Genomic DNA, 26158 nt, shown 5'->3' with positions numbered 1-26158 from the left:
TCATATGGCGTGGATTATAGCTGGTATGGATATTATCTTCGCCTGCTATCTTTGCAGGAAAACATTCCTGACGACTGTTCGTGATGCGTTAAATATCCTAACATCGTGGCCCTTATTCATTGCCGACATAATTTTTGTGAGCTTATCTTCATCGCCACTCGTATTAAACACCAGTGCAGCCAGCGCAGAGTTAGCGCTTCGGTTGGGCTTAGCCTTGGTCGACGATTGGAGCGAGCAAGTGAATCAGTTGCACGTATTTTATGAGGCGGATCGCTTAGTTGTTGGTTTGTCGTCGGTGAACCGCGAGCATCCGGTCGCTGTGGATTTTGTATTGGCGCAGCGCAATCGCCATCCGGGTAAGGAGTTATTGATAAAGGCGGTTGGCGGCAGTCGCAATCGCGCTAGTGTGCTGGATGCGACGGCAGGGCTTGGTCGGGATAGCTTTGTGATGGCCAGCAATGGCTGCACCGTCACCATGTGCGAGCGCATGCCGGTGGTAGCGGCACTGCTGGCCGACGGTTTGCGCCGAGCCGAGCGTTCCGAGGAGTGTTATGAGATTGCCAGCCGCATGCGTTTACATGAATTGGCGGCGGCGGATTATTTAACTAGCTTAGCGGCGGAAGACTGTCCTGACGTGGTTTATTTAGATCCGATGTTTCCTGTATCCGGTAAGTCGGCACTGGCGAAAAAAGAAATGCGTTTGTTTCATTCCTTGGTTGGTTTAGATGAGGATAGTGGCGCTTTACTAGATTTAGCCTTGCAGCGTGCAAAGCATCGGGTGGTGGTGAAGCGGCCACCTAAAGCGGCCTATTTGGCAGAGCGAAAACCGCAGTTGTCAGTTGCAGGAAAAGCGGTACGCTTTGATATATATCCCTTAAAGGCCTTTCCGAAGTAAGGCCTCGCCGGACAAAAAGAGCAATTGAAGAACGTGCATTTCAACAGCGCGCTACGGCAGTAGCGCCTTTAACATGCCTTCGTACATCAGCGATAATTTATCTAAATCCTCAGCTTTAACGCATTCGTCTACTTTATGAATGGTGGCATTAACCGGCCCTAGCTCGACAACCTGCGCACCTGTCGGCGCGATAAAACGGCCGTCGGAGGTGCCGCCCGCAGTGGATAAAATTGTGTCGGTGCCTGTTACCGCCTTAATAGCAGTTTGTGCTGCTTCGACCAACGGACCTTCGGCGGTTAAAAAGGGCTGACCGCTTAAATTCCAATCAATGCTGTAATCCAGTTGGAACTGATCGAGTATCCCTTGAGTGCGGGTTTTTAATATATCCGCTGTTAGTTCAGTAGAGAATCGGAAGTTGAAAACAACCTCCAGTTCGCCGGGGATGACATTGGTTGCGCCGGTGCCGCCGTTGATATTCGAAATTTGAAATGAGGTTGCGGGGAAAAAGTCGTTGCCTTCGTCCCATACTTCAGCCGCAAGTGCGGCCAAGGCCGGTGTTGCGAGGTGAATTGGATTTCTTGCCAGATGTGGGTAAGCCACGTGGCCTTGAATGCCGCGCACTTTCATCACCGCGCCCAGCGAGCCGCGGCGGCCATTTTTTATCACGTCGCCGACATTGTCGGTAGAGGATGGCTCGCCCACCAAACACCAGGTGATTTTCTCGTTCTGCTGTTCCAACCACTCAACGACTTTAATGGTGCCGTTAATAGCCGGGCCTTCTTCGTCGCTGGTAATTAAAAATGCGATGCGCCCGCTGTGGTCAGGATTGGTTGCGACAAAATTTTCGCAGGCGGTAATCATTGCTGCCAAGCTGCCCTTCATGTCGGCGGCGCCGCGACCGCGCAACATGCCGTCTTGAATGACTGCCTCAAAGGGCTGGGTTTGCCAATTGGCAGCGGGACCGGTCGGCACTACATCGGTATGGCCAGCAAAGCAAAATATCGGGCCGCTACTGCCGTGTACTGCCCAGAAATTATCGACATCACCAAAACGTAATGACTGACATTCGAAGCCTATTTTTTCTAGGCGCGCCATCATAATGGCCTGGCAGTCGGCGTCAGCTGGTGTTACAGAGGGCCGTTCGATGAGTTCGCAGGCAAGTTGTAAAGTCGGAGAGAGCGATGTCATAGGGCGGTGTCGGCTTCTTTAAAGGGTCAGATATCAAGGCGGCTGCCATTGCGTAAGCGCGGTATTCTAACAGAATCTAACTGTGCATAAAGGCGCTTTAGCCCGAGTGACTAGGACTGACCGAAACACTCATTATCACCTCGAATGAGTGGAAATGTCATAGAGGGTGCTGGGCAGCTTGGCTATTATCAAATGCCTAAATGGTAATGCTGCCCGCAATGCAGATAGCGTAAGGCGGCATGCTTTCAAAAACCATAATGAGAATCAGAGGAAAGGCTATGAGCATGGATTTGGACATCGCGTCGGCTGCCGCCGAATTCGACTTTGCAGATCAGGATATTCCACAGCGACTCCGTCATTGGGCGCGGGTGAAACCCGACCATCCCTTTATGATTTGGGAGCCGCGTTCCGCTGAAGATCAAAGCTGGACCTATAAAGCCTTCGACGAAGAAACCAGCAAAATCGCTGCGGGACTTTACGCTAAAGGTGTTCGCAAGCACGATAAAATCATGATTCACGCGGAAAACTGCCCTGAAATGGTATTGGCATGGTATGCCTGCGCCAAAATCGGCGCCGTGGGTGTGACCACAAATACCCGCAGTGTGGGGGGTGAAATCGAATACTTCGCCCGTCACACCGAAGCGGTGGGTGCCATCACTCAGCCAAAATTCATAGAGGAAGTTCGCAAAAGCGCCACCAGTCTGAAATGGATTGTTAGCACCGATAATAATTCGGGCGAAGTCGCAGAAGAGTCGACTGATGGCGTAGATGCGTTTAGCAGCTTGTATGGCGACGCTGCCGCGCTGCCAGAACGCCCTGCTGAGCCTATGTTACCTGCAGGAATTATGTTTACCTCAGGCACAACCTCATTGCCAAAAGCGGTCGTACACACCCACGCCAACGCCCTGTGGTCTGGCAATATGGGCTCACAGAGCATGGGCATGAATACTGACAGCGTATATTTGGGCTTCTTGCCCTTCTTCCACGTAAACTGCCAAAGCTGGGCGTTTTGGGGCTCTCTCGGTGTCGGCGCGACGGCGGTATTGCTACCTAAGTTTTCAGCCAGCCGATTCTGGGAAATTATCGAGAAGCACCAAGTTAGCCACTGCTCAATGATTCCCTTTGTCTTTAAAGCGATTGGTATGCAAGCGGTGCCCGAAAACCATAGCTTAAAAGTCATGCCGATGGGGATTATTTGGAAAGAAATTGAAGGCTGGCTCAAGGCCAAACCCTTTGCAAGCTGGGGCATGACGGAAACCGTTACCCACGCCACCCGTTCCGATTTCGTGAGTGATTGGCCGCAGGGCTCTATTGGTAAGCCCACACCCGGCTACCACTTGGCGGTGGTGAATCCAGAAACCGGCGCTATGTGCAAAAAAGGTGAAATTGGCGAGTTGTGGGTGCAAGGTACACGCGGTGTAAATATCTTCCTCGAATACTATAAAAACGAAGAAGCCATGGCCAAATCCTTTACCCCCAATGGCTGGTTTAAAACCGGTGATATGGTCAGCGTTGGTGACGAAGGTAACTTCTATTTTACTGACCGAGACAAAGATGCACTTAAAGTTGGCGGCGAGAACGTATCGGCCCGTCAAGTGGAAGAAGTGTGTATGCAAGTGCCGGGCGGCGGCGTAGGTGAAGTGGCGATTGTTGCGAAATCCCACGAGATGTTAGATATGGTGCCGGTGGCCTTTGTGATAAAGGGTTGGGGAGCGCCAGAGGATGAAGCGGCATTTGGTCAGGCAATTATCGATCATTGCAAAGCCAATCTCGCCGACTTTAAAGTGCCTCGTGCCGTGTATTTTGTTGAAGAGTTTCCGCGTGCGACCTTAGAGAAAGTGGCTAAGAACAAGCTGCGTGAAATGGCTGACGAAATGCCGCTATAACTGGTGTGCAGAGATAGCGAGCTACACGAATATGTCGTGTTGCTCGCGCTCGGTTTTAGAATTTTTTGCCTATGGAAATGGCAATATTACTGACTTCGTTGTCGATGTCGTATTTGGTTTCCATATTTGTCATAGTGAACTCAATATTCGAAAAAATAGTTTCATTGATATTGAATTCAATTCCTACACCTGCGTATATATCGTTTCTTTCGTCGGTGGCTGAGAAGATCTCTCCTGAGAAAGCGCTATCTGTTTCGGTGAATTTTATGTCCCACTTTGAGATACCTAGACGGCCTATCAAGTTGAAGTCTTCGCCGATTGGGAGTGACCCTTTTATGCCTACTGACAATGCGTCGGATTCCCATTTATCCTTAATGGTGTCGCCGAAGCTGTCCACGAAGGTGTCTTCTGCTTCACCGTAGTTCTGATACGAAAACTCTATTGCAAAACTAGTATTGAACGCGTAAGTCAGTCTGGCGCCGAAGGAGCGATCATCTCCAGAAATACTTAAATTTGAGTCAGACAACTCTTGTTCTGCAAAGCCGAGCATGAGCTCTCCAGACCATTGTGTATTAGCGTGAGAAAGTGAGGACGTAAGCACTGTTGCTACGAAAAGGGGATGAGCAAGTTTCATTAAAATATTCCTGTGTTTTATTACCACGTGCTCCAAGCATTCGTGGTGCGCATGCAGGCGCAGTGCATTTTTAGCAGAGCTGGAAACTAGAATATATAGGGGTAAGTCGAAATATTAGCGGATGAGTGAGGTTTTCTCCGTCTTATGTGGCATGCTGATTTATCTGTGACAAAGTGGTGGGTATCGGCGGAGCTATGTTGTTAAATTCTTTGGTCTCTTTAATGTGTTAGTAAAATTTTCCAGCATAAATTATTATTTTTGTTGTATGTTGAGTATCTATTCTTTGTTCCAAAATTGCTCACGCAGTGCGGTATTGAACGTAACGATTCGCATATATGTTTTGGTGACTATTGTTTTAATAAGAAATACGGAGCGCTGCCAGTTTTACACAGTCGAATGTGAGAGCTGGAAAGGATGAATTCGTGAAAGAGGGCGGGCTAATTCGTGCTATTTAGTACACTCATAATGTTAACGCCCGCCATCGACGAGTTATACTTGTTGATAGAAATTATTCAAAACTTTGGCTTGGAATTCTTACTTTACCCAAATTTGTTTTGAATTCACAAATTCTCTAATGCCGTGTGGTCCTAGTTCACGGCCGTAGCCCGATCCCTTTATGCCACCGCTTGGTAGACGCGAATCGGTTTTAACGATGCCGTTGATGGCAACTTGTCCCGCTTCTAAACGGTTGGCGATATTGGTGGCTAGTTCTGAATTGCTAGTCCAAACAGCAGCACCTAGGCCGTAGGGTGTTTCATTGGCCAGTTGTACCGCTTCTTCAACGTCTGCGGCACGTATTACCACCATGACCGGCCCGAAGGTTTCCTCTTTAAATGCGCACATACCTTCGGTCACGTCGATAAGCAAGGTCGGCGGGTAGAAGAATCCTGCACCGTCATTTAGCTCGCCACCTAGCAGACATTTGGCGCCGGCCTTAATGGTTTCGGTGACCTGTCTATGTAGATTCTGGCGGAGATCGTCGCGGGCTATCGGGCCTACATCGGTGTCAGCCAGCAGTGGGTCACCGGATTTAAATTTGGCCATACGAGTTTGCAATTTCTCGACGAAGACGTCGTATACCGCGTCTTCGACAATAATGCGTTTTGCGGCGATACAAGATTGGCCTGCGTTGATCATTCTAGACAGGGTGGCAATATCAGCGGCGGTCTCTAGGTCTGCATCGGCGAGAACAATGCATGGGTCGGAGCCACCCAGCTCAAGTACCGTGGGTTTAATTTCCGAACCGGCAACAGCGGCAACAATACGGCCAGCATTCCCTGAGCCGGTAAACGATACAGCCGCGATGCGAGGGTCGCGTATTGCGGTTTCGATAGTGTCATTGCCAATAGGTAGGTTGACGACGATGTTTTCGGGGGCGCCCGCGTCGGCGAATATTTTTGCGATGGCAATAGCGCAGCCGGGTACATTGGGGTCGTGTTTCATTACGCAGGTATTGCCAGCCATCAGCGCCGGAGCCAAGTAGCGAAAAGCCAACCACAGCGGAGCATTCCAAGGCAAAATGCCCAGTAGGGTGCCTAGCGGTTGGTGGCAAACATAGCTATTACTCGCGTCAGAAGGCAATGTTTGAGCTGCTAGGTGTTCAGCAGCGTGGTCGGCGTAATACTCGGCGCAGCCGGCGGCTTTTTCGACTTCAGGGCCACCTTCTTTTATCGGTTTCCCCATTTCAAGGGCCATTAATTCTGCCAGAGTACTTTTTTGCTTACGTAGTTCTGCTGCCACTGCCCTAAGTGTTTGTGCGCGTTCATCAAAGCTCAGGGCCTGCCATTGGTCGGCGGCGCGGTAGGCGTCGCCAATACGCTCGTGGAGTTCGGCATTGTTGAGAGTTGGATATTCGGCAAGAATTTTACCGGTGCATGGGTTTGTCGATGTCAGCATGGCTACCTCGTTGTCATTTTGATCGGGCGTCGAACGCCTGGCGTGGACTCTCTCGGCGTTTTACGCTGGAATAAAATAATTAATCGCCGCTTTTTGCTTTGTTTTTGTCGAGACTACTGGCGTCGGCTTTTTCTCGTTTGTTTTTTCGGGCCTCGTCAAATTCCAGCAGTGCGGGTTCGGGCTGATTGGGTTTTACGGTGAAATCTTTGTCCATGGTAAAAAAGGATTCGCAGCCGTCATCGGTGATGTAAATCGTGTCTGAGATACCGCAGGTTTTGTCACCATCAACGCCCCACATCCATGGAATGATATGGAAGGTCATACCAGGTTGCAGTACGGTGGATTCGCCCTGCTTGAGGCTGACGATATAACCCTCGTCCCAGCTCGGCGGAAACGCGATACCAATAGAGTAACCGGAGCGGGTAATGAGTCGGGCACCGCAATCGTTGTCAGAAATAATATTACGCACCAAATTATCTGCGTCAGACACCGTCATTCCGGGTTGTACTTTTTCGCGCACCGCTTGCAGTGCATGCTTCATTTTCTCCTGCGCGTGATGCATTGAGCTGCTTAGTTCACCGAGTACTACGGTACGCATCATCGCGGTGTGGTAACGGCGATAGCAGCCACCGACTTCTAAAAAGATATGTTCTCCCGGTAGCACGGTTCGGCCTTCCCACGTGGCATGGCCAATCATGGTGCGCGGCCCCGAGGTGACGTAGGGCATAACCGCAGGTGGTTCGCCGCCGGCACAGAACATAGCGGCACTGATGGCGGCGCCTATTTCATTTTCTGTTACACCTGCTTGGCAAGCATCTATACCGGCTCGCATGCCCGCTTCAGTAGCGAACGCGGCTTTGCGCATTAATTGAATTTCTGCCGGAGATTTGCAGATACGGCCCTGCTCCACAATACCAAAGCAGTCGAGTAGCTTTGCTTCTGTGAGCGTGGTGTGAATGCGGTCCTGTTGGTAGGCTGGGAAGAAATAGCTATTTCGTTCGTAGCCGATACGTTTATCAGAAAGTCCAAATTCCCGCAGAGCATCTACCAACATTTGTATTGCATCGCCAGTATCGGGATAGGGGCGTGTCCGCTCTACCCAGGTGCGGGCGATGATGTTTGATTCCTCAAGCGCACGAGTAATCATGAAAGGCTCATCGTCTAACGGTACAACTAAAGCTTGAAAAAACGAGTAACCGGTAGTTTGGTAGTCCGTCAGATACATGATGTTCTCAGGGTCTGAAATCACCACGGCATCTAAGCGTCGGTCAGCAATACGCTGTCGTAAGCCCGATAGTCTGCTCTGATATTCTTCAAACGGAAAAGTCATGTCATCGCGAGCGATCATGCGGTAGCCTCCATAACTTTAGTGGTTTTACGCACCAAAATATCTAAGCCTTGCTCGAGATCATCATCTGGAATAGTCAGCGGTGGAATCAGTTTAACCACACGGCCGCCGGTGCCGCAGCTTGCGATAAGCAGGCCTGCGTCAAAACAGCTGTCTACTATGGCTCTGGCGTTCTCGCCATTACCTACATCTAAGCCGAGTATCATGCCCGTACCGCGAACGGCAACGGCATCGAAATTTTTCTCTAGCGGTGCAAGTGCCCGCGCCATGCGTTCGGCTTTTTCACCGACCTCGGTCATCAGTTGATCATCTTCAAAATAACTTAAGGCTTCTGAACCCGCTATAAAGGACAGAGATTGACCTCTGAACGTGCCTGTGTGTTCGCCGGGAGACCAATGTTTATCAATTTCGGGCTTGACGAGGTTCAGTGCCATCGGAGTGCCCATTCCACCAACGCCCTTGGCGAGGCAGACGATGTCAGGATCGAGATCCATATTGTCGAAACTAAAGTATGAGCCAGTGCGTCCGCAACCGACTTGTATATCATCAATAATTAACAGTGCGCCAACATCTTTCGCGAGTTTCGCTAATGCGTGTAGCCACTCTTTACTAGCTACGTTGACGCCGCCCTCGGCCTGTATAGTCTCGACTAAAAAGGCCGCAGGTGGTGCGATACCACTAGAGGCATCGGCATAAAATGCAGTTAGCTGCTCGAGATATTCAGTGCATCCAAATTTATGATGCGAAACGTGATTGAGTGGTACTCCCGCCGCACCGCGAAAGTAGGCATTGGCAGTACAAGCTAAGGAGCCTAGTGTCATGCCGTGGAAACCATGGGTGAAGGCCGCAATTTCTTGTCTACCTGTTGCACGCCGCGCAATTTTGAGTGCGGCTTCAACCGCATTGGTGCCCGTTGGACCCATAAATTGCATCTTGTGGCTCATGTTGCGGGGTTCAAGGATGGTTTTTACAAACCGTTCCATAAAGGCGCGCTTTGCCGTGGAGTGCATGTCTAGAGTGTGGGTAACACCATCTGATTCTAAGTATTGGATCATGGCTTTTTTCATGCGCGGATTGTTGTGTCCGAAGTTTAAAACGCCGGCACCGGCGAAAAAATCGATATACTGTTTGCCGTCTTCGTCGGTTTGGCGTGCATTGCTGGCTTTGTCAAATACCACAGGATAAACCCGGCAATAGGCGCGGATGTCGGATTCACGTTGTTCAAAAATACTCATAGGAACTCCTTCTTATCAATAAGGTCCGCCACTGACTCGACGGTGCTATTTTCAGATGGTTTGTTGTGCGGGGTTTTCTGGTGTTGTAACGCCACACAGGCGAGAAAATAAATTGCTCACTAAGGGGATTAACTTGTCATTAAAATCGTAGTGCGGACTGTGACAAGGCACTTGATGATGCTCTTCGCCATCGTTCGCACCGATAAGCGCAAATGCGCCGGGAATTTCACGCAAGTAATAACTAAAATCTTCAGATGCCATAATGGGCGTGCGAGTATTGTGTTCAATGGCCTCGGCACCAAAGGATTCTTGCCAAAGCGTGCGAACGTGCTGAGCTTGCGCGGGGTGATTGATGGTTGGATGGTAGCGCGGCGTTATCTCAACATCACATTCAACACCGTAGCTTTGTGCAGTTTGCTGACTTACCTCGGTGATAAGTGTATTGATTTGGTCGCGGGTGGCTTGATCAGGAACTCTAATACTGCCACTTAATACGGCTTGTTGGGGAATAATTGTTGGGCCGCTATCTGCCAGAAACGACGTGACGCTAATTACAGCTGCTTGTTGTGGCGCTATTCTGCGGCTAACAATTTGCTGTAGTGCAAGGGTAATAGCGCTGGCGGCTAACACGGGGTCGCGGCACAGTTCTGGTTGGCTAGCGTGACCGCCTTTGCCATTCACCGTAATGGTGAACGTGCCATTGCCACACATGACAATATCGTTGGGGCAAACAAGTTTCCCGAACGGTATCGATGGCCAATTATGCCATCCGTAAATTTCGTTGATGCCGTCTAATGCGCCTTCATTAATCATTTCACGCGCGCCGTGTCCGCCTTCTTCTGCTGGTTGGAATAATAATGTGACCGGCATCGATAGACTTTGTTCATTATGTTTTAACCACTGCGCGGTAGCTAACAGGGTGGCAGTGTGCCCGTCATGGCCGCATGCGTGCATGCAACCAGGTTTTGTTGATGACCATGTTTTGCCGGTTTGCTCAACAATAGGAAGGGCATCGATATCACCACGCAGGGCAATATGTTTTGCGCCAGGTGAAATTGTCTTCGGCTGCAGAGTGGCTATAGTCCCAGTCCCCGCGCATTTGCGCCAAGGTATGGCTAGCTGAGTGAGGGTATTACGCACCGTTTCAGCAGTGCGAACCTCTTGCCAGCCAGGCTCGGGGTGGGCGTGTAAGTCGCGGCGCAGAGTTTGCGCGGCAGACATTGTGTTCAACCAATAATTAGACATTACGTTTTTACTGTGGCACAGCTTTTGCGTTGTAGCAAATTTACTTTTAATAATTTTTTTAAAAAAATCCTTGAGTGGTAAGATTTGGTGCGATTTACAATTATTCGCTGCATTTGCAGTCAAAAAAATAGGGAAATTATATTTTTTGATAAAATTTCATTTATTTTAAAACTTATTATCGTCCCGTACGGCGGTACTTTTAGCTTTATTTGAAGGTTTTTTTGACCTTTGGACGGCACAATACCTGCATGTTTGACAATATGAAAAGTAAGTGCGGCAAAATATATTCCAATCTTTATGTGATTTTGCTGTGTAGTATGTTGGTGTTATGAATTTTTTATAACAGCACCCGGAGTCTGGTGGGAGCTGGGCTCTGCGTTCAAACGCAGGTATCTATAATGCTTTTAGCAACAGATTTAGACGGTACATTTCTCGCTGGTGACAGTGATCAACGACTAAAGCTCTATCAACTGATAGCGGCGCATCCCGAAATTAAGCTGGCCTTTGTGACCGGTCGCGGTCTTGAGTCCGTGCTGCCACTGCTTTCTGACCCCACTATCCCCGCGCCTGATTACATTATTTGCGATGTCGGTTGCACAGTGGTGGATGGTCATACACAGCAATCTATTCAGCCACTGCAAGGTGAAATAGATCGACGTTGGCCAGGTGAACACGTGGTTGAACAGGCGGTAGCACACATACCCGATTTACAGCGTCAAGATGTTCCACAGGAACGTCGCTGCTCTTTCTTTTGTGGTGCAGAGGCAGTAAGCCTTGATCTGGAGGAGGCTGTACGCGAGCTTGATTGCGACTTGTTGTATTCCGCCGACCTGTATTTAGATATTTTGCCTAAAGGTGTAAATAAGGGCTCGACTCTTCGTGGTCTAGTTGAGCATCTAGCTATTGGCGATGAAAATGTCTTGGTTGCCGGTGATACCTTAAATGATCTGTCGATGTATGAGCATGGTTTTATCGGTGTTTGTGTCGGCGATTCTGAACCCGCTTTGTTGAAAGGGACAGAAAATCGTGCCCGGGTTTATCATGCGGAACATCCGGGCTGCGGTGGTATTTTGCAGGCCTTTGAACATTTTGGTTTTCTTGGTATGGCGGGAATGGAGGCAGAGCAGCGCGATGTAGCGGTGCCGGGAAAGTCTGATCTGGTGATTGTGTATCACCGCCTGCCGTATGAAGAAACTCGTGAGAATGGCGTGACTACCCGTCGTAAGCCGACCTCGCCAAACGGCATTATTCCGACCTTAATGAGCTTTTTTGCCGATGGTCGAGCGGGGTCATGGGTGGCGTGGTCTGTTCATGAGCCTGGTGATGGGAAATTTGAAACCCATACAGAAGTGGACACGGTGCAGTACCCCAATCTTGTCGCGTCCCGTGTGGCGCTCAGTAAAAATGATGTAGATATCTTTTATAAGAAATTCTCTAAAGAGGCGTTTTGGCCTACTTTGCACACGTTTTGGGAGCGGGCTACGTTTAGAGAGGATCATTGGCAAGTGTTTATGGATGTGAATCGACGCTTTGCCGAAGCGGCCGCTGCCGAAGCGGCCGAGGGCGCGACGGTTTGGATACACGATTATAATTTGTGGATGGTGCCCGCGTTTTTACGCGAGATTCGCCCAGACGTGGTCATCGCCTTTTTCCATCACACCTATTTTCCTTCAGCCGACGTGTTTAACGTTATTCCTTGGCGCCGAGATATTATCGGTAGCCTTTTACAGTGTGACTATATTGGCTTTCATATTCCGCGCCAGTCCGAGAATTTTGTTGACGTAGCTAGGGGCGTGACACCGCTGGAAGTCACCGCGAAAATGAATTGTGCGCCGCGCTTTTTCACCTACGGATGCGCTGTCGGGCTTGATGAAATGACCACCGAAATAAAGGTTAATGATCGCCGTATTTGTTTGGGTGCGCATCCTGTTGGCTTGGATTTGAAGCGGGTAGAAAATGCCTTGAGTGATGCAAAAGTTCAGCGACGCATGGAGGAGTTGAGAGAAGAACTACAGGGTACTCGAATGATTTTGTCGGTGGGTAGGCTCGATTACACCAAGGGGATATTAGAGCAGCTTGAGGCCTACGAGCGTCTTTTAAACGAATACCCTGATTTGCACGACAAAGTCACCCTCATGATGGTCTGTGTGCCTGCGGCAAGTGAAATGACCATCTATCGCGATTTACAGCATCAGATCGAGCAGGCGGTGGGTCGCATCAATGGCCGATTTGCTAAAGTAGGCTGGACGCCTTTGCAGTTCTTCTTCCGCAGTCTCCCGTTTGCCGAGTTAGTTGCCTACTACAGCATGGCGGATGTTATGTGGATAACGCCGCTGCGAGACGGACTCAATTTGGTCGCCAAGGAATATATCGCTACTCAAGGTATGACTGACGGATCGGGCGTATTAGTGTTGTCCGAATTCGCTGGTGCGGCTGCCGAATTACGCGGACCAATTTTGGCCAATCCCCATGACCGCAATGAGTTAGTTAAAACTTGTTATTTAGCGCTTACTCTCAACCGTGAAGAGGCGCGCAGTAGAATGCGTGAAGCCTACGAGGTGGTGCGTCACAACGACATAAATGTGTGGGGAGAAGAGTTTATGAGTGCTGTCGACGCTTGCCGCAGCGCCCGAAAAGCATCTCCGTTGAGCGAGGTGCCCTCTAGGGTTGCTTAGCTTGGCTGTTCGCGCCCACTGCGGGCGCTCATTTGCTCGCCAGAGTGTGAGTGGACACTGGCTATGATTCTTGTAATGCAATATACGTTCTAAGTACGCAATCATTGCGACGGCACATTCCCGCTGATACGCAGGGGTGATTTCACCATGCAGAAAATACGATAGGCGAAAGGGGGTCTTGTGCAAGTTGCCATAGTGCTTACTCTCCGGTTGTGTGAATGATGGGGGCTATCTGGATTCGCTATTGTTGGAGGGTATTGCCGCGAATATTACGCCTATCAATATTCCTATCGTGACTGACCAGTAGATTGACGAGTGCAAAATTTATAATTCAACATTTTATAGTCAGGGCAATGGCGGCCATGAGTTCACTCGCGTGCTGACTGAGGTTGAGCGGCGTGCCATTAAAGAGTATTTGAAAGCACTTTAATTGCATTAGAAGTTTTCTTTTGTGGCCAAGAGAGTGGAGCGTTTAGAATTGATTTATCGTTTCGGAAGCTTGTTACGGGCGATATCCGTGATTCAATTTTCAGCGACGCCATGTCTTACCTGCGGCATTTAGAAATGGCATGTTTTAGTTAGGGCTAAATTATGCTCAATAATTATTAACCTAGCGACGCCATCGTTAATGTTAATGTAGCTTCATCGTTAATAATCTCTCGCCATGGATCACCCGCCTCGTAACCGGAGATTCGGAGCCAGCGGTAGTGTGGTAGCAATGTATTTGCTACCACACTGCGTTGGCGCAAGTCTAATATCCAGCCCTGCACTTCAACCACTAGGTGGCCGCTGCGGCCAAGTTCGCAGTAAACTAGTCGGCTTGCTATACCCATATCTCTAAGTAGAACTCTACAAGCTAGACAAAAACCATCGCAGTCGTCGCGTAGCCACTGATGGCCGTTGTATCCTGGTGGTGGCATGTCCCAGCTCTCGCCGATGTCATTTGTTTGTACGAAGTGTTTGCTCACGGTTCTATGGATATATTGCAGCTCACTTTTTAAGTCGCTCATTCTAGCAATCCCCCCGTTTGTCTTTTGCTAACAGCTCCTGGCAACCCTTGGGTGCTTTAACTACCACGCCTATGCTAAATGGTTGCGGTTCTATGCTGCTGCACCCGTTTAGCCCCAAGCTTGCGACGCCAAGTGTTACGCCGAGGCTGATTAAGAAGCGTCTTCTAGTTTGCGTTTTCATGGTGACAATCTCCTGTCGCATTCCTTGGGGCTAGTTTAGGTGGGGATTTATGTCTGCTACAGTGTCTTATATGACATATAAAGTGTTATATACGCCATTTGAGTTTTTCTGCTTGTCGCTAGCTGATTTAAGGGTATATTGGCGTATATGGCACTTATATTGCCAAAATTACAGGTTAGGAGAGGTGTGATGAGTCGGCGAGTGTTCATTCTGGCGGTGGATGGTGCTATGGCTGGTGGCCTAGTTGGTACTCGTGATTTGTTCATGGTCGCGAATATGATTGCTAAAAACACAGCGAAAAGCGCAGCACCATTATTTGATGTGCGTTTTGTGTCTTTAGATGGACGGTCGATAGAGTGCGCTAATGGATGTCGTATGGATGTCGATGGCAGCGTCGAGGAAGTTCGCTCTGGTGACACGCTATTTAGCCCGGGTTTTATGATTCCCAAGGCGGCTAGCGTGTCTGAAAATATATTGCGTTGGGGTGAGCATGTTGATTGGCTGCGAGAGTATGGTCGGGACTTGGAGTTGATTGCCACAAATTGCAGTGGCAGTTTTGCGCTTGCCGAGGCTGGGTTGTTAGAGGGTGGTCGAGCGACGACGGCGTGGTGGTTGCAGAGCGAGATGCAAAGGCGTTATCCCACTATTCAAGTAGATACCGATGCTATATGCGTATACTCCGGCAATGTTTTAAGTGGCGCGGGCTCTAGTTCATTTTTTGATGTTGGTCTTAGTGTAATTGAGAAGTATGCCGGTAAACCTTTTGCGCGATTGCTGGCTAAATATATGATGCTGGATAGCCAGCGTCATACACAGGCGCCCTATGCCATTTTGTCATTATTCGATAGCAGTGATGATCTGGTTAATAAATCTGAGCAATGGATTCGCTCGAATTTGGCGCGCGACTTTAAAATAGAAGATTTAGCGGCGAGTATGGCCGTGAGTCCCCGTACCTTAATACGTCGTTTTCAAAGCGCGATTGGGGAATCTCCGCAGGGTTTAACTCAAAAGCTTAGAATAGAGCGCAGCAAAATTTTATTGGAAACCACACAGTTGCGATTTTCAGAAATAGTGCAACGCTGCGGATATCAAGATGAAAGCGCATTTAGGCGATTGTTCAAACGTTATTGTCAGATGACGCCGCGGGAGTATCGTCAACGCTTTGTTCGTGCCGCCTAAAATTTATATGTTTGGCTGGGTGAGTTTTGACTAAAGCAATATCGGCTTGATTATCATTTAACAGGTTGTTTATACGTCTTATTGTTTGTTAATGACGAGAATATATCGATTTTTGCTCAAGATGTACCGTCCTGATTTGCATGCTTGCCGAGCAATGGTTATGGTTAACTATCACTCACAGACCGGAGCCGTCCTATGGCCTTGCGCAATGCTGTGCAGATGATTTGCTATCCCAATCGTCTTGGTAATAACCTCAAAGATTTACATACCGTCATTGAACGGCACTTTTCAAATGCAATCGGTGGTGTCCATATTCTGCCGTTTTTTCCTTCAAATGCTGACGCGGGATTTTCCCCGCTTACTCATAAAGAAGTCGATCCTGCCTACGGTGACTGGGAAGATATTGAACGTATTTCTTCAAAATACGATCTTTGCTGTGATGTGACTGTTAACCATATTTCTGATGAGTCGGAAGAGTTTAAGGACTTTGTCGCCAAGGGCTACGAATCTGAATACTCAGACTTATTTGTTCACGTCGAAAAGTTCGGTGACATAACCCCAGACGATTTAGCGAAAATTCATATCCGCAAAGAAAAAGAGCCATTCCGTCGGGTAAACTTTGCCGACGGAAGCACTGGTCGAGTGTGGTGTACCTTCACCGAACATCAGATCGACTTAAATTATGAGTCTGAGCTGACCTACCAGCTGATGGAAAACTATATTGGCTTTCTCGCCCAGCGAGGTGTGAAGTTGTTTAGGCTTGATGCCTTTGGGTATACCACCAAGCGTATTGGTACGAGCTGCTTTCTTGTTGAGCCAGATGTTTATCGAAACTTAGATTGGATAAACGGCGTGGCGCAACTACACGGCGCCGAGGTTTTGCCTGAAGTTCATGACCACAGTAGCTATCAGTACGCCATCAGTCGTCGAAATATGCATCCCTATGGCTTTGCGTTGCCGCCGCTTTTATTGTTTTCTTTATTAGACGCCAATAGTGTCTATCTTAAAAATTGGCTGCGCATGTGTCCCCGCAATATGGTCACCGTTTTGGATACCCACGACGGTATTTGTATTCCTGACGTGGAAGGGGTCTTACCCGAGGAAAAAATCCGCGCGCTTATTGATAATATTTCCAGTCGCAGCGCCGACCCGATATTACGGCGCTCGGCTGCCAATATTCACAGTGTTGGCGCAATTTACCAATTAACGTGTACGTTTTATGACGCGTTGATGCGCAATGATGATGCTTATTTAGCCGCGCGCGCTATCCAGTTTTTTACGCCGGGGATTCCGCAGGTGTATTACGTGGGTTTGTTGGCTGGGTGTAACGACAATGAGTTGATGGAGGCCACTGGAGAGTTGCGAGACATCAATCGCCATTTCTACAGTATGGATGAAATCGACGAGGCGGTTGAGCAACCGGTTGTGCAGCGATTGCTGTCATTGATGCGATTTAGAAGCAATTACCCAGCCTTTGATGGTCATTTTGAGCTGGGATATTCCAATGACTCCAGTGTATCAATGGCCTGGCGGCATGGGGAATATTACTGCCATTTGTTTGTTGATCTCAATTTTAATACCGCCACGATCACTTATCTGGACGAGGAGTCTCTAGCTGAATGTCGCCTGCAGTGCTAACGCTCAGGCGCGTTGCTCTGTGTAAGTCCTGCATTTATAAGGGTATTACACAGGGATTTGGTAGCAATAGGGGGTAGACAAGCATGGAAATGTCTATATACTCAGTGCAGCTAGAAAGTTCGACCTATATTTATGTACACCATTTCGAAGTCCTGTCTGTAGTTTTCGTCCTGTACTTCATAAGTAATAGAATCACTTCCAGCCTAACCGATCTTATTTTAGATCAAAATTACCTTTGAATATTTCAGGATTAAAATTATGTCTACTACTACTGGCACAGTAAAATGGTTCAACGAATCTAAAGGCTTTGGCTTCATCGAGCAAGAATCTGGCCCAGACGTTTTCGCTCACTTCAGCGCTATCTCTGGTTCAGGCTTCAAAACTTTGGTTGAAGGCCAGCGCGTACAGTTCACTGTTACTCAAGGACAAAAAGGTCCTCAAGCAGAGAACATCGTAGCACTGTAATTTGCTATGGGCTGGGCCTTCGGGTTCCAGCCAGCTTCAAACCCTTGTGGATTGAATGCTAAAGGGGCAGGACCTACGGGTCTTGCCCTTTTTTCTTTTCAGCAACACTATTTATTTTTGCGTACATTGCGCCACCGCCGCGTATTCATTCTGGCGGTACTACAGGAAAAACACCGTGAGTCAGCTAGAATTCTCCACCCTTCCGTTAAATCCGGCATTATTAGAAAACCTGATCTCCTTAGGTTATACCGAGATGACCCCCATTCAGGCCAAGGCCTTGCCGCACACCTTGCATGGCAAAGATGTGATTGCACAGGGGAAAACCGGCTCAGGTAAAACCGCCGTGTTCGGATTGACCCAATTACAAAAGTTAGACGTTAAACGCTTCTGCGTGCAGTCTTTGGTGCTGTGCCCAACCCGTGAGTTGGCAGACCAAGTGGCCAAGGAGTTACGCAAATTAGCGCGTACCATCCACAACATTAAAATTCTGACCTTATGTGGCGGTATGCCATTTGGGCCGCAAATTGGCTCTTTAGAGCACGGCGCGCATATCGTCGTGGGAACGCCTGGTCGAATAGAAGAACACGTCCGTAAAGGCACCTTAAAACTCGATAATGTGAATACGCTGGTATTAGACGAAGCGGATCGCATGTTAGAAATGGGTTTTCAAGACTCGCTAGATACCATCATTGGGTATATACCCAAAGAACGGCAAAGCCTACTGTTTAGTGCGACTTATCCTGATGAAATTCAGGATGTTGCGATGCGTATCATGCAGCGGCCCTTGCTAGTAAAAGTGGAATCTACCCACGATAACGACAGCATCGCCCAGCATTTTTTTAAAGTGGCTGATAATACCCAACGTATTGTCGCGGTTAAGTTGCTGCTGTTGAGATACCGTCCCGACTCAACGGTCATCTTCTGTAATACTCGCCACGAAACCCAGCAAGTCTGTGACGATTTGCGAGAGGCTGGTTTCAGTGTTCAGGCATTGCACGGCGACCTTGATCAAAAGATGCGTGACCAGACACTAGTGCGCTTTGCTAATAAAAGTGTGTCTGTGTTGGTTGCGACGGATGTCGCTGCGCGGGGCTTGGATATCGACGCCTTAGACGCGGTCATCAATTACCATATCGCTCGCGATGCCGAAGTACATATTCATCGTATTGGTCGTACTGGCCGCGCTGGTGGAAAAGGCATTGCGTGTAGTCTGTATACGGATCGCGAAAGCGCCAAAATTGCTCGTATTGAAGAAATGCGCGGTAATAAAGTGGTTCCTGAAGCCTTACCTGATATCAATCATCTCGATAAGCCGACCTTCAAGCCACCGATGGCTTGTTTGCAAATTGACGGTGGCAAAAAGCAGAAAATTCGCCCTGGCGATATCGTCGGTGCGCTGACCGGAGAAAATGGTATAGCAGGTACCGACGTGGGTAAGATCCATGTTTTTGACAATACCGCCTACGTTGCAGTGCGCAATGATGTTGTAGCCGATGGTCTTCGTAAGCTAAGCGAAGGTAAGTTAAAGGGACGTAATTTCCGCGTGCGCCGTATACGGGGCTAGTCTGTCATTGCGGAATGCCTTCAAACGTCGTGTTGATGGCACTCCGCAGTTTAAAAAGAAAAGCGATACGTTCGAAGGAGGGTGAATGATGTCGTCAAACAAAATCCTTATATTTGGTAACTCCGGTTCAGGAAAGTCAACCTTGGCGTGCGCCTTGGCAGATAGCCGCGGCCTTGCCCATCTCGATTTAGATACGCTCGCTTGGTTACCGACTTCACCACCCCAGCGGGCGCCGCTTGCTGACGCAAATACTCATCTACAGATGTTTATCCGTAGCGACGCGGCGATTGGTGGCTGGGTAATCGAAGGGTGTTACACGGACCTTCTAGGGCTGGTCTCTGAAGACGCCGATCAAATTATATTTATGAATCTGCCGGTGGAAGCGTGTATTGCCAATGCGCAAGCGCGACCCTGGGAGCCGCATAAGTACATTTCAAAAGCGGCCCAGGATGAAAATTTAGATATGCTGCTTGGCTGGATTGCGCAGTATGTTGGCCGCGATGATGAATTTTCGCACGCGGCCCATTTGCGGTTTTATGAGCATTTCGATGGGCCCAAAACTATGTTGACCCAAAATGCCGAACTCGCAGATATTGAGTGGTGAGCGGGTCTAAATTTTGCTCAGTGATTATGTCTAGTTAGTTTGTCTAAGATACCCATTGCAAAGGCGGAAATCACAAAAGTTAAATGAATCAATACATACCACATCAGTTTTTCGTTTTCGATTTTATCTGCATTCATAAATACTTTTAATAAGTGAATAGACGAAATCGCAACGATAGAGGCGGCAACTTTATTTTTAAGGCTGCCGGTATCAAGTTTTCCAAGCCAGTTAAGTTTATGGTCGGTATCGTCTAAATCGATCTGTGAAACGAAGTTTTCGTAGCCCGAAAACATCACCATTACAAGTAGCCCTCCCACTAACGATATATCGATGAGAGAGAGAACTAGCAGCACTAAGTCCATCTCAGATGTTTCGAATATATGGGGGAGAACGTGAAATAGCTCCTGGAAAAATTTGATGGCTAGCGCTAATAACGCAAAGCTTAGACCAAGATAAATGGGCGCGAGTACCCAGCGGGCTGAGTACAAGATACGTTCAAAAACTCTTTCAAGCATGGTGTAAATACCTAAACAGCGAATATGTCGATTTTCCGATAGGCATTTTAGTGGCGTCTGTTGTTGTCTGAAAGGGATTTAATGAAATTTGAATAGAAAGTGCGACAGCTTGCGTGCAGATGTTTCTATAAATAAGGCATGCGTGATTTACCGCTAAGTGATATTTCACGCATGGTATTTTGAAAAGCTTATGACACCTTGGGTGCGCTCCGCGCTCTATTGCCCGCGCTACTGCGGTTACCACTGGGGCGACTATTTCTGTTACTACGATTAGCGGGGTTGCCCGCAGGGCGCTGACCGTCGCGGTGTTCGCTATGGTTCGGTCGAGGCTTGCGTGAAGGACGTTGATTAAGGCGTGACTCCGGTAGCGGGTGGGTCGGTTCGAATCCCGCTACGGTTTCGCGTGGCAACAGCTCTTGAATCAAACGTTCAATATCCGCTAATAATTTGAAGTCGTCTGAGCATACCAGTGATATGGCGCTGCCTGTTGCACCCGCGCGGCCTGTGCGGCCAATACGGTGAACATAGTCCTCTGGCACATTGGGTAGGTCGAAATTGACCACCTGTGGAAGCTGATCGATATCCAAACCGCGTGCGGCAATATCGGTAGCTACCAATGCCCGAACCGCACCGCTTTTAAAATCGGCAAGGGCTTTAGTGCGTGCGCCTTGGCTTTTGTTGCCATGAATCGCAGCAGCGCCGATACCGGCTTTCTCTAAGTGCGCAGCTAATCGGTTAGCGCCATGCTTGGTTTTTGAGAATATAAGCACCTGTTGCCAATCGTTGCTATGTATTAAGTGGGTTAGCAGACCCGGCTTTTGGCTTTTATCTACCGGATAAATACATTGGGTCACGCTTTTCGCGGTCGTGTTTTCAGGACTGACCGAAATCTCTACTGGATTGTTGACTATGCCCTTGGCCAATTCGCGAATATCACCAGAGAAGGTCGCGGAGAACATGAGGTTCTGACGCTGCTTTGGTAATACGGCGAGGATCTTGCGAATGTCATGAATAAAGCCCATGTCCAGCATGCGGTCGGCTTCGTCCAAGACTAAAATTTCTAATTGTTTAAATTTGACGGCGTTTTGATTGTATAAATCCAGTAGGCGGCCGGGGGTGGCAACGAGTACGTCCACGCCACGGCGCAGTTTGATCATTTGCGGGTTAATTTTAACGCCACCAAACACCACAGCTGAACGCAGTGGTAAATGCTTTCCGTAGGTTGCAACACTCTCACCAACCTGCGCCGCTAACTCGCGGGTAGGGGTAAGAATCAATACCCGGGCTTGGTTGGCCTGCGCGCGCTCGCCGCGTGACAATAGTTCCAGAATCGGCAGTGTAAATCCGGCGGTTTTGCCGGTGCCGGTTTGTGCCGCTGCCATAACATCTCGGCCCTCTAAAACGGCGGGAATGGCTTGGGCTTGGATTGGAGATGGTGTGTCGTAACCTTGCTCGGCCACCGCGGCCAAAATCGGGGCAGATAAGCCCAGGGAGGTAAAACTCATAAAATGATCTTCTCAATAGTGTCGCATGTCGCGGCGTGATGGTCGTTGCCATGGTGACAGCGGGCGTGCAGCTTACTGGATAAGGGGCTTTGGCGCCAGACTTGAAGTGTGTGAATAGGGCGCAATACCAGTTACGACGCGGGTTTGGTGTCGATCAATGCGTAGAAAGGATTGGTGGGGTCGTGACTAATTGCAGTGAAAATAAGCGCCAAGTCATTTAAACTCGCGCATCGTGTTTGCTCTGGCAGGAATATCGTCGAGCGTTATTAGAAATCCTCAGGCCAAAAGACCCATACAGATGTTGAATCCACATTTAAAGAAGGAAATCGCTAAGCGCCGAACCTTTGCGATTATCTCCCACCCCGATGCCGGTAAAACGACGATAACTGAAAAGTTGATCCTGCTTGGGCAGTTGATTCAGGTGGCGGGAACGGTTAAAGGAAAGAAAAATGACCGAGCGGCGACTTCTGACTGGATGAGCCTGGAGAAAGAACGGGGTATTTCGGTCACTTCCTCAGTTATGCAGTTTCCGTATAAAGACCGTATTGTTAACTTGTTAGATACACCTGGCCACGAAGACTTCTCGGAAGATACATATCGTACTCTGACGGCGGTTGATTCCGCGTTAATGATTATTGACGGTGCTAAAGGCGTCGAAGATCGTACTATCAAGCTAATGAATGTCTGCCGTTTGCGCGACACGCCGATCCTCAGCTTTATTAATAAAATGGATAGGGATATTCGCGATCCCATTGAATTACTTGACGAGGTCGAGAGTGTTCTAGGTATCGCCGCTGCGCCGATTAACTGGCCGATCGGTATGGGGCGTGATTTTAAAGGTGTATACAATTTGTACACCGATGTTATTCATGTGTTTGAGCCCGGTAAGGGTTCGGTAATCGCGGCGGATATCCAAATCCAGGGTTTGGAAAGTGCTGAGGCTAAAAAGCTGCTCGATGATGAATATGAAAACTATCTTGAAGAAATTGATTTGGTGCGCGGTGCTAGCCACGAATTTAATCTTGAGGATTATTTAATGGGCAAGCTCACGCCGGTCTTTTTTGGTACCGCATTGTCTAATTTTGGTGTTCGGGAAATGTTGGACGGCTTTGTAGATTGGGCGCCAGCGCCCTTGAATCGAGAGACGGATCAGCGCGAAGTTGATGCTAAAGAAGACGCCTTTGCCGGCTTTATCTTTAAAATACAGGCGAATATGGATCCAAAGCACCGTGACCGTATTGCCTTTATGCGGGTTTGCTCTGGTACCTATCGCAAGGGCATGAAAATGCGTCATGTGCGTATTGGTAAGGATATTAAAATTGCCGATGCGGTGAGTTTTCTTGCTGGTGATCGCGAGCTTCTAGACGAGGCGGTTTCTGGCGATATTATTGGTTTACATAATCACGGTACCATCCAGATTGGGGATACGTTTACTGAGGGTGAAGACCTTAAATTTACGGGTATTCCTCACTTTGCACCAGAATTGTTTCGGCGTATTCGTTTGCGTGACCCGTTAAAGTCTAAGCAGTTACAGAAGGGCTTACAGCAGTTATCTGAAGAGGGCTCTACTCAGGTGTTTATGCCCCAGCGCAATAGCGATTTGATTGTGGGGGCCGTGGGTACACTGCAGTTTGATGTTGTCGCCTATCGGTTAAAAGATGAGTACAAGGTTGAAGCCCTGTATGAGCCCATAAATGTGTATACCGCTCGCTGGGTGGATTGTGATGATCCGAAGAAATTCGAAGAATTCAAGCGTAAGTGCGCTGAAAACCTCGCCTTGGATGGCGGGGGACATTTAACTTATTTGGCGCCAACACGGGTTAACTTGGCGCTCACTGAGGAGCGTCATCCGGAAGTGCGCTTTAGAGCAACCCGAGAACACTAGAAGAATAAAAGCTGACTCTAAGCTGAACGTGACCACAATATCTGAAATTAGTTGTGGTGAAAATTACGGGATTCAATACTTGTCACACTGCCGTGCTTCCCTACAATGGGAAGCACATAAAAGCACAACAAAACAAATCAAACGGGGATATAACATCATGAAAATGAAAGACATCGTAATTGCAGCAACATTAGTGGGTTTGAGTAGCAGCGTTATGGCTGCTGAAGGTAGCTTTTTGAGCCGTATTGGTTTCGGTGGCGACAGTTCTAAGTCAGAAGCCAAAGCAGAAGCTAATGTGAGTGTTGATACTAATATCGACGAGAAAGCAGCTGCGGCGAAGGCAAAAGCAGAAGCCAAAGGTGAAGCGATGAAAGCTGACGCTGAACAGAAAAAAGCTGAAGCACAAGCTAAACGCGACGAAATGAAGGCGAAGGCTGAAGCTGAAAAGGCGGAAAGAGAAGCGGCTAAAGCTGAGCGTGACGCCAAGGCCAAAGCCGACGCAGAAGCCCGTGCTCAAGAGCGCGCAGAAGCTAAAGCGAAAGCAGAAGCATCAATGGAAGAGAAGAAAGCAGCTTTGCGTAGCCTGACCAATATCAAAATTAATGCAAATGTTGAAGCGGGTGCCGACGCTCAGTAAAAATGACGTCAACTCGTTTTAGGAAAGGGGCCCATTGTGGCCCTTTTTTATTGCCTGCTTGATGAGATGGAGGAGTTAACTGACAATAGCGCTACTGTTATTGGATATTCCCTATTTGTGAACAACTCAAGCAAAAGTATTCGTCTTGATCGTTATTTGTCGAGCGTGACGGATTACTCCCGCAGTGATGCAAAAAAACTGATTAAGGCCGGTGGTATCTGCGTCGATGAACAAGTAGTCAGGGACGTTAGCTTTCTGGTCTCTACCGAAGCGAATGTCACCTTGCAGGGCGCATCATTACGCCCTGCGTTACCACGTTACATCATGCTGAACAAACCCCAAGGCTATGTGTGCGCTGCCCGTGATCGCCGTCATTCGACGGTTTTAGATCTGCTTGACGAGGATAACCCGGAACGTTTACATGTGGCGGGACGCTTGGATATTGATACGACAGGCCTGGTGTTACTAACCGACGACGGAGCATGGTCTCACGCGGTAACCTCACCCCAACGTCAATGCTGGAAAACCTATTACGTTGAAACAGCAGACCCCATTTTAGAGCGCAGCCAAGTGCATTTTGCCCGTGGTGTATTCTTGAAAGATGACAAGGCGCGAACCCTTCCCGCCGAATTAACATTAGTAGACGAACACACAGCGCGACTTAAAATTTGTGAGGGACGCTATCATCAGGTCAAACGGATGTTCGGCGCCGAAGGTAATTTAGTTACTCGTCTTCACCGGGAGGCTATCGGCGACATCAGTTTGGATTTGGATTTGGCGGAAGGTGAGTACCGTTATTTAACGCCGGAAGAGGTTGCCAGTGTCTAGCTCAAGCTCGAATAAAAAGATTTTATCAGTCATAGCGGGTGTTAAGCGGAAACGGATTATATGAGTAAGCAGTCTAATAGCTCCGGTCAAAAAGGTGCTGCCACCGCGGATACGGCACTAGTTGCGCTTTACCGCCAGTTTGCCAATATGGTCGCGCCTGTGTGGTGGTTTGCCGACGAGCATATCGCTGATCTGCCAATGCCGGCATCCCTGAATGACTGGCAGTGTTTTACCAATCGCTGTGATATTGCCGGTCAATTGCGTGTGGCGGGTTTCATTACTGAGCTTAGTGATTTCGATACTTCAGCGGCGTTGAGTGCGCCGAAAACAGTGTGTTATCGCGTGTCGAAGGAAAAGGCGCTGGTTCACTATCTGATAAATCAAGCGCTGTCTGCTCTGCCGCTCGGGGGGCAATTGGTGTTGGCCGGTCATAAAAATGATGGTCTCCATAATTACGCGAAAAAAGCCGCGGCCTTGGTCGGGGCGAGCGCAGAGATCAAAAAACACGACGGTAGCGCCTATATTGCGACCTTGACGAAGGCCAGCCAGCCGACGGAGAAATTGCCTGATAGTGATTACACCCAGATTCAAGAGATTGCTCAGGCACCGAGTTTGTTTTCCAAGCCGGGTGTTTTTGGCTGGCAGAAACAGGATCGCGGCAGTGCTTTATTAATAGGACAATTGCCGAGATTCTTAGGGGCCTCTAGCAATACGCCGCTTACCGTCGCTGACCTAGGCTGTGGCTATGGTTACATTACGGTCATGGCGGCCCAGCAGCTGCCCAGTGCGACTTGGTTGCTGACAGATAACAATGCAACCGCTTTGTTAGCTGCTCGAAAAAACTGCGATACATACGGTTTAAATGCAGAAGTGGTATTGGCAGACTGCGCTGCGGGTTTAATTGGGCCGGTGGACGTGGTGTTGTGTAATCCGCCATTTCACCAAGGTTTTGCGGTTTCTGGTTCGCTGACGGATCGGTTTCTTGCTGCTGCCCACCGCTTGCTAGCCAATCAGGGCAGGGCATTGTTTGTGGTGAATCAGTTCATTCCTCTTGAGCGCAAAGCCCTCGGCCTATTTAGCACTAGCGAGGTGTTAGTCGAATACGATGGTTTTAAGGTCGTACAACTGCAAAAGTAGTTGTCTTA

General features: G+C 48.7%; 21 protein-coding genes. 12 read left to right on the top strand and 9 right to left on the bottom strand.

Annotation, left to right across the window (positions count from 1 at the left end; genetic code table 11):
- The first annotated feature begins 25 nt into the window (after positions 1 to 25).
- The gene (locus O9X78_RS02995; protein WP_269618128.1) at positions 26 to 895 is read left to right on the top strand and encodes a class I SAM-dependent methyltransferase; all 870 of its coding nucleotides are present in this window, start codon (positions 26 to 28) and stop codon (positions 893 to 895) included.
- Positions 896 to 946: 51 nt separating this feature from the next.
- Here the strand turns inward: O9X78_RS02995 and dapE are convergent, their stop codons facing one another.
- The gene (gene dapE, locus O9X78_RS02990; protein ID WP_269618127.1) at positions 947 to 2083 is read right to left on the bottom strand and encodes a succinyl-diaminopimelate desuccinylase; all 1137 of its coding nucleotides are present in this window, start codon (positions 2081 to 2083) and stop codon (positions 947 to 949) included.
- Positions 2084 to 2361: 278 nt separating this feature from the next.
- Between dapE and O9X78_RS02985 the strand changes: the two genes are divergently transcribed.
- Positions 2362 to 3969, top strand: coding sequence for a class I adenylate-forming enzyme family protein (locus O9X78_RS02985; RefSeq protein WP_269618126.1), 1608 nt, complete (start codon positions 2362 to 2364; stop codon positions 3967 to 3969).
- 55 nt (positions 3970 to 4024) lie between these two features.
- On the opposite strand, the gene O9X78_RS02980 is transcribed toward O9X78_RS02985, so the two are convergent.
- From O9X78_RS02980 to doeB2, 5 genes are all read right to left on the bottom strand, one after another.
- The gene (locus O9X78_RS02980; protein WP_269618125.1) at positions 4025 to 4603 is read right to left on the bottom strand and encodes an outer membrane beta-barrel protein; all 579 of its coding nucleotides are present in this window, start codon (positions 4601 to 4603) and stop codon (positions 4025 to 4027) included.
- A gap of 534 nt (positions 4604 to 5137) precedes the next feature.
- Positions 5138 to 6499, bottom strand: coding sequence for an NAD-dependent succinate-semialdehyde dehydrogenase (locus O9X78_RS02975; RefSeq protein WP_269618124.1), 1362 nt, complete (start codon positions 6497 to 6499; stop codon positions 5138 to 5140).
- Positions 6500 to 6578: 79 nt separating this feature from the next.
- Positions 6579 to 7847: an ectoine hydrolase gene (doeA, locus tag O9X78_RS02970; protein WP_269618123.1), complete on the bottom strand. Its 1269-nt coding sequence runs from the start codon at positions 7845 to 7847 to the stop codon at positions 6579 to 6581.
- Entirely contained in the window at positions 7844 to 9082 is a 1239-nt protein-coding gene (locus tag O9X78_RS02965; RefSeq protein WP_269618122.1) for an aspartate aminotransferase family protein, read from the bottom strand. Before O9X78_RS02965 ends, doeA begins: the two co-directional genes overlap by 4 nt.
- A 51-nt stretch (positions 9083 to 9133) precedes the next feature.
- Positions 9134 to 10327: a N(2)-acetyl-L-2,4-diaminobutanoate deacetylase DoeB2 gene (gene doeB2 / locus O9X78_RS02960; RefSeq protein ID WP_269618121.1), complete on the bottom strand. Its 1194-nt coding sequence runs from the start codon at positions 10325 to 10327 to the stop codon at positions 9134 to 9136.
- Positions 10328 to 10725: 398 nt separating this feature from the next.
- Between doeB2 and ggpS the strand changes: the two genes are divergently transcribed.
- Positions 10726 to 13002 (top strand): glucosylglycerol-phosphate synthase, encoded by a 2277-nt coding sequence (gene ggpS, locus O9X78_RS02955; protein ID WP_269618120.1) that lies wholly within the window; start codon positions 10726 to 10728, stop codon positions 13000 to 13002.
- A 605-nt stretch (positions 13003 to 13607) separates the two neighbouring features.
- Here ggpS and O9X78_RS02950 read toward each other — a convergent pair.
- Positions 13608 to 14012, bottom strand: coding sequence for a hypothetical protein (locus tag O9X78_RS02950; RefSeq protein WP_269618119.1), 405 nt, complete (start codon positions 14010 to 14012; stop codon positions 13608 to 13610).
- Between the two features lie 370 nt (positions 14013 to 14382).
- Here O9X78_RS02950 and O9X78_RS02945 point away from each other — a divergent pair, with 370 nt between their 5' ends.
- From O9X78_RS02945 to O9X78_RS02925, 5 genes are all read left to right on the top strand, one after another.
- Positions 14383 to 15372 carry a GlxA family transcriptional regulator gene (locus O9X78_RS02945; RefSeq protein WP_269618118.1) on the top strand — a complete coding sequence of 330 codons (990 nt, stop codon included), beginning with the start codon at positions 14383 to 14385 and terminating at the stop codon, positions 15370 to 15372.
- A gap of 195 nt (positions 15373 to 15567) precedes the next feature.
- Entirely contained in the window at positions 15568 to 17010 is a 1443-nt protein-coding gene (gtfA, locus tag O9X78_RS02940; protein ID WP_269618117.1) for a sucrose phosphorylase, read from the top strand.
- 258 nt (positions 17011 to 17268) lie between these two features.
- Entirely contained in the window at positions 17269 to 17475 is a 207-nt protein-coding gene (locus O9X78_RS02935) for a cold-shock protein (RefSeq protein ID WP_008251819.1), read from the top strand.
- 175 nt (positions 17476 to 17650) lie between these two features.
- Positions 17651 to 19039, top strand: a complete 1389-nt coding sequence (gene dbpA, locus O9X78_RS02930; RefSeq protein ID WP_269618116.1) for an ATP-dependent RNA helicase DbpA — start codon at positions 17651 to 17653, stop codon at positions 19037 to 19039.
- 85 nt (positions 19040 to 19124) lie between these two features.
- Complete coding sequence (locus tag O9X78_RS02925; protein WP_269618115.1) at positions 19125 to 19643, top strand: P-loop NTPase family protein; 519 nt, start codon at positions 19125 to 19127, stop codon at positions 19641 to 19643.
- Positions 19644 to 19660: 17 nt separating this feature from the next.
- Here O9X78_RS02925 and O9X78_RS02920 read toward each other — a convergent pair whose 3' ends face one another.
- Together O9X78_RS02920 and O9X78_RS02915 are read right to left on the bottom strand one after the other, a co-directional pair.
- Positions 19661 to 20158 (bottom strand): TIGR00645 family protein, encoded by a 498-nt coding sequence (locus O9X78_RS02920; RefSeq protein ID WP_269618114.1) that lies wholly within the window; start codon positions 20156 to 20158, stop codon positions 19661 to 19663.
- Positions 20159 to 20346: 188 nt separating this feature from the next.
- Entirely contained in the window at positions 20347 to 21663 is a 1317-nt protein-coding gene (locus O9X78_RS02915; RefSeq protein WP_269618113.1) for a DEAD/DEAH box helicase, read from the bottom strand.
- A 298-nt stretch (positions 21664 to 21961) separates the two neighbouring features.
- Here O9X78_RS02915 and O9X78_RS02910 point away from each other — a divergent pair, with 298 nt between their 5' ends.
- The 4 genes from O9X78_RS02910 (at position 21962) to O9X78_RS02895 (ending at position 26150) form a co-directional block, all read left to right on the top strand.
- Entirely contained in the window at positions 21962 to 23548 is a 1587-nt protein-coding gene (locus tag O9X78_RS02910; protein WP_269618112.1) for a peptide chain release factor 3, read from the top strand.
- A 157-nt stretch (positions 23549 to 23705) separates the two neighbouring features.
- Positions 23706 to 24185: a hypothetical protein gene (locus O9X78_RS02905; protein WP_269618111.1), complete on the top strand. Its 480-nt coding sequence runs from the start codon at positions 23706 to 23708 to the stop codon at positions 24183 to 24185.
- A gap of 36 nt (positions 24186 to 24221) precedes the next feature.
- Complete coding sequence (locus tag O9X78_RS02900; protein WP_269618110.1) at positions 24222 to 25013, top strand: pseudouridine synthase; 792 nt, start codon at positions 24222 to 24224, stop codon at positions 25011 to 25013.
- 60 nt (positions 25014 to 25073) lie between these two features.
- Positions 25074 to 26150, top strand: coding sequence for a class I SAM-dependent methyltransferase (locus O9X78_RS02895; protein WP_269618109.1), 1077 nt, complete (start codon positions 25074 to 25076; stop codon positions 26148 to 26150).
- The last annotated feature ends 8 nt before the right edge of the window (positions 26151 to 26158 follow it).

It is taken from the genome of Zhongshania aquatica, assembly GCF_027257955.1.
GTDB classification, from domain to species: domain Bacteria; phylum Pseudomonadota; class Gammaproteobacteria; order Pseudomonadales; family Spongiibacteraceae; genus Spongiibacter; species Spongiibacter aquatica.
This window is presented reverse-complemented; position numbering and strand designations above follow the sequence as displayed.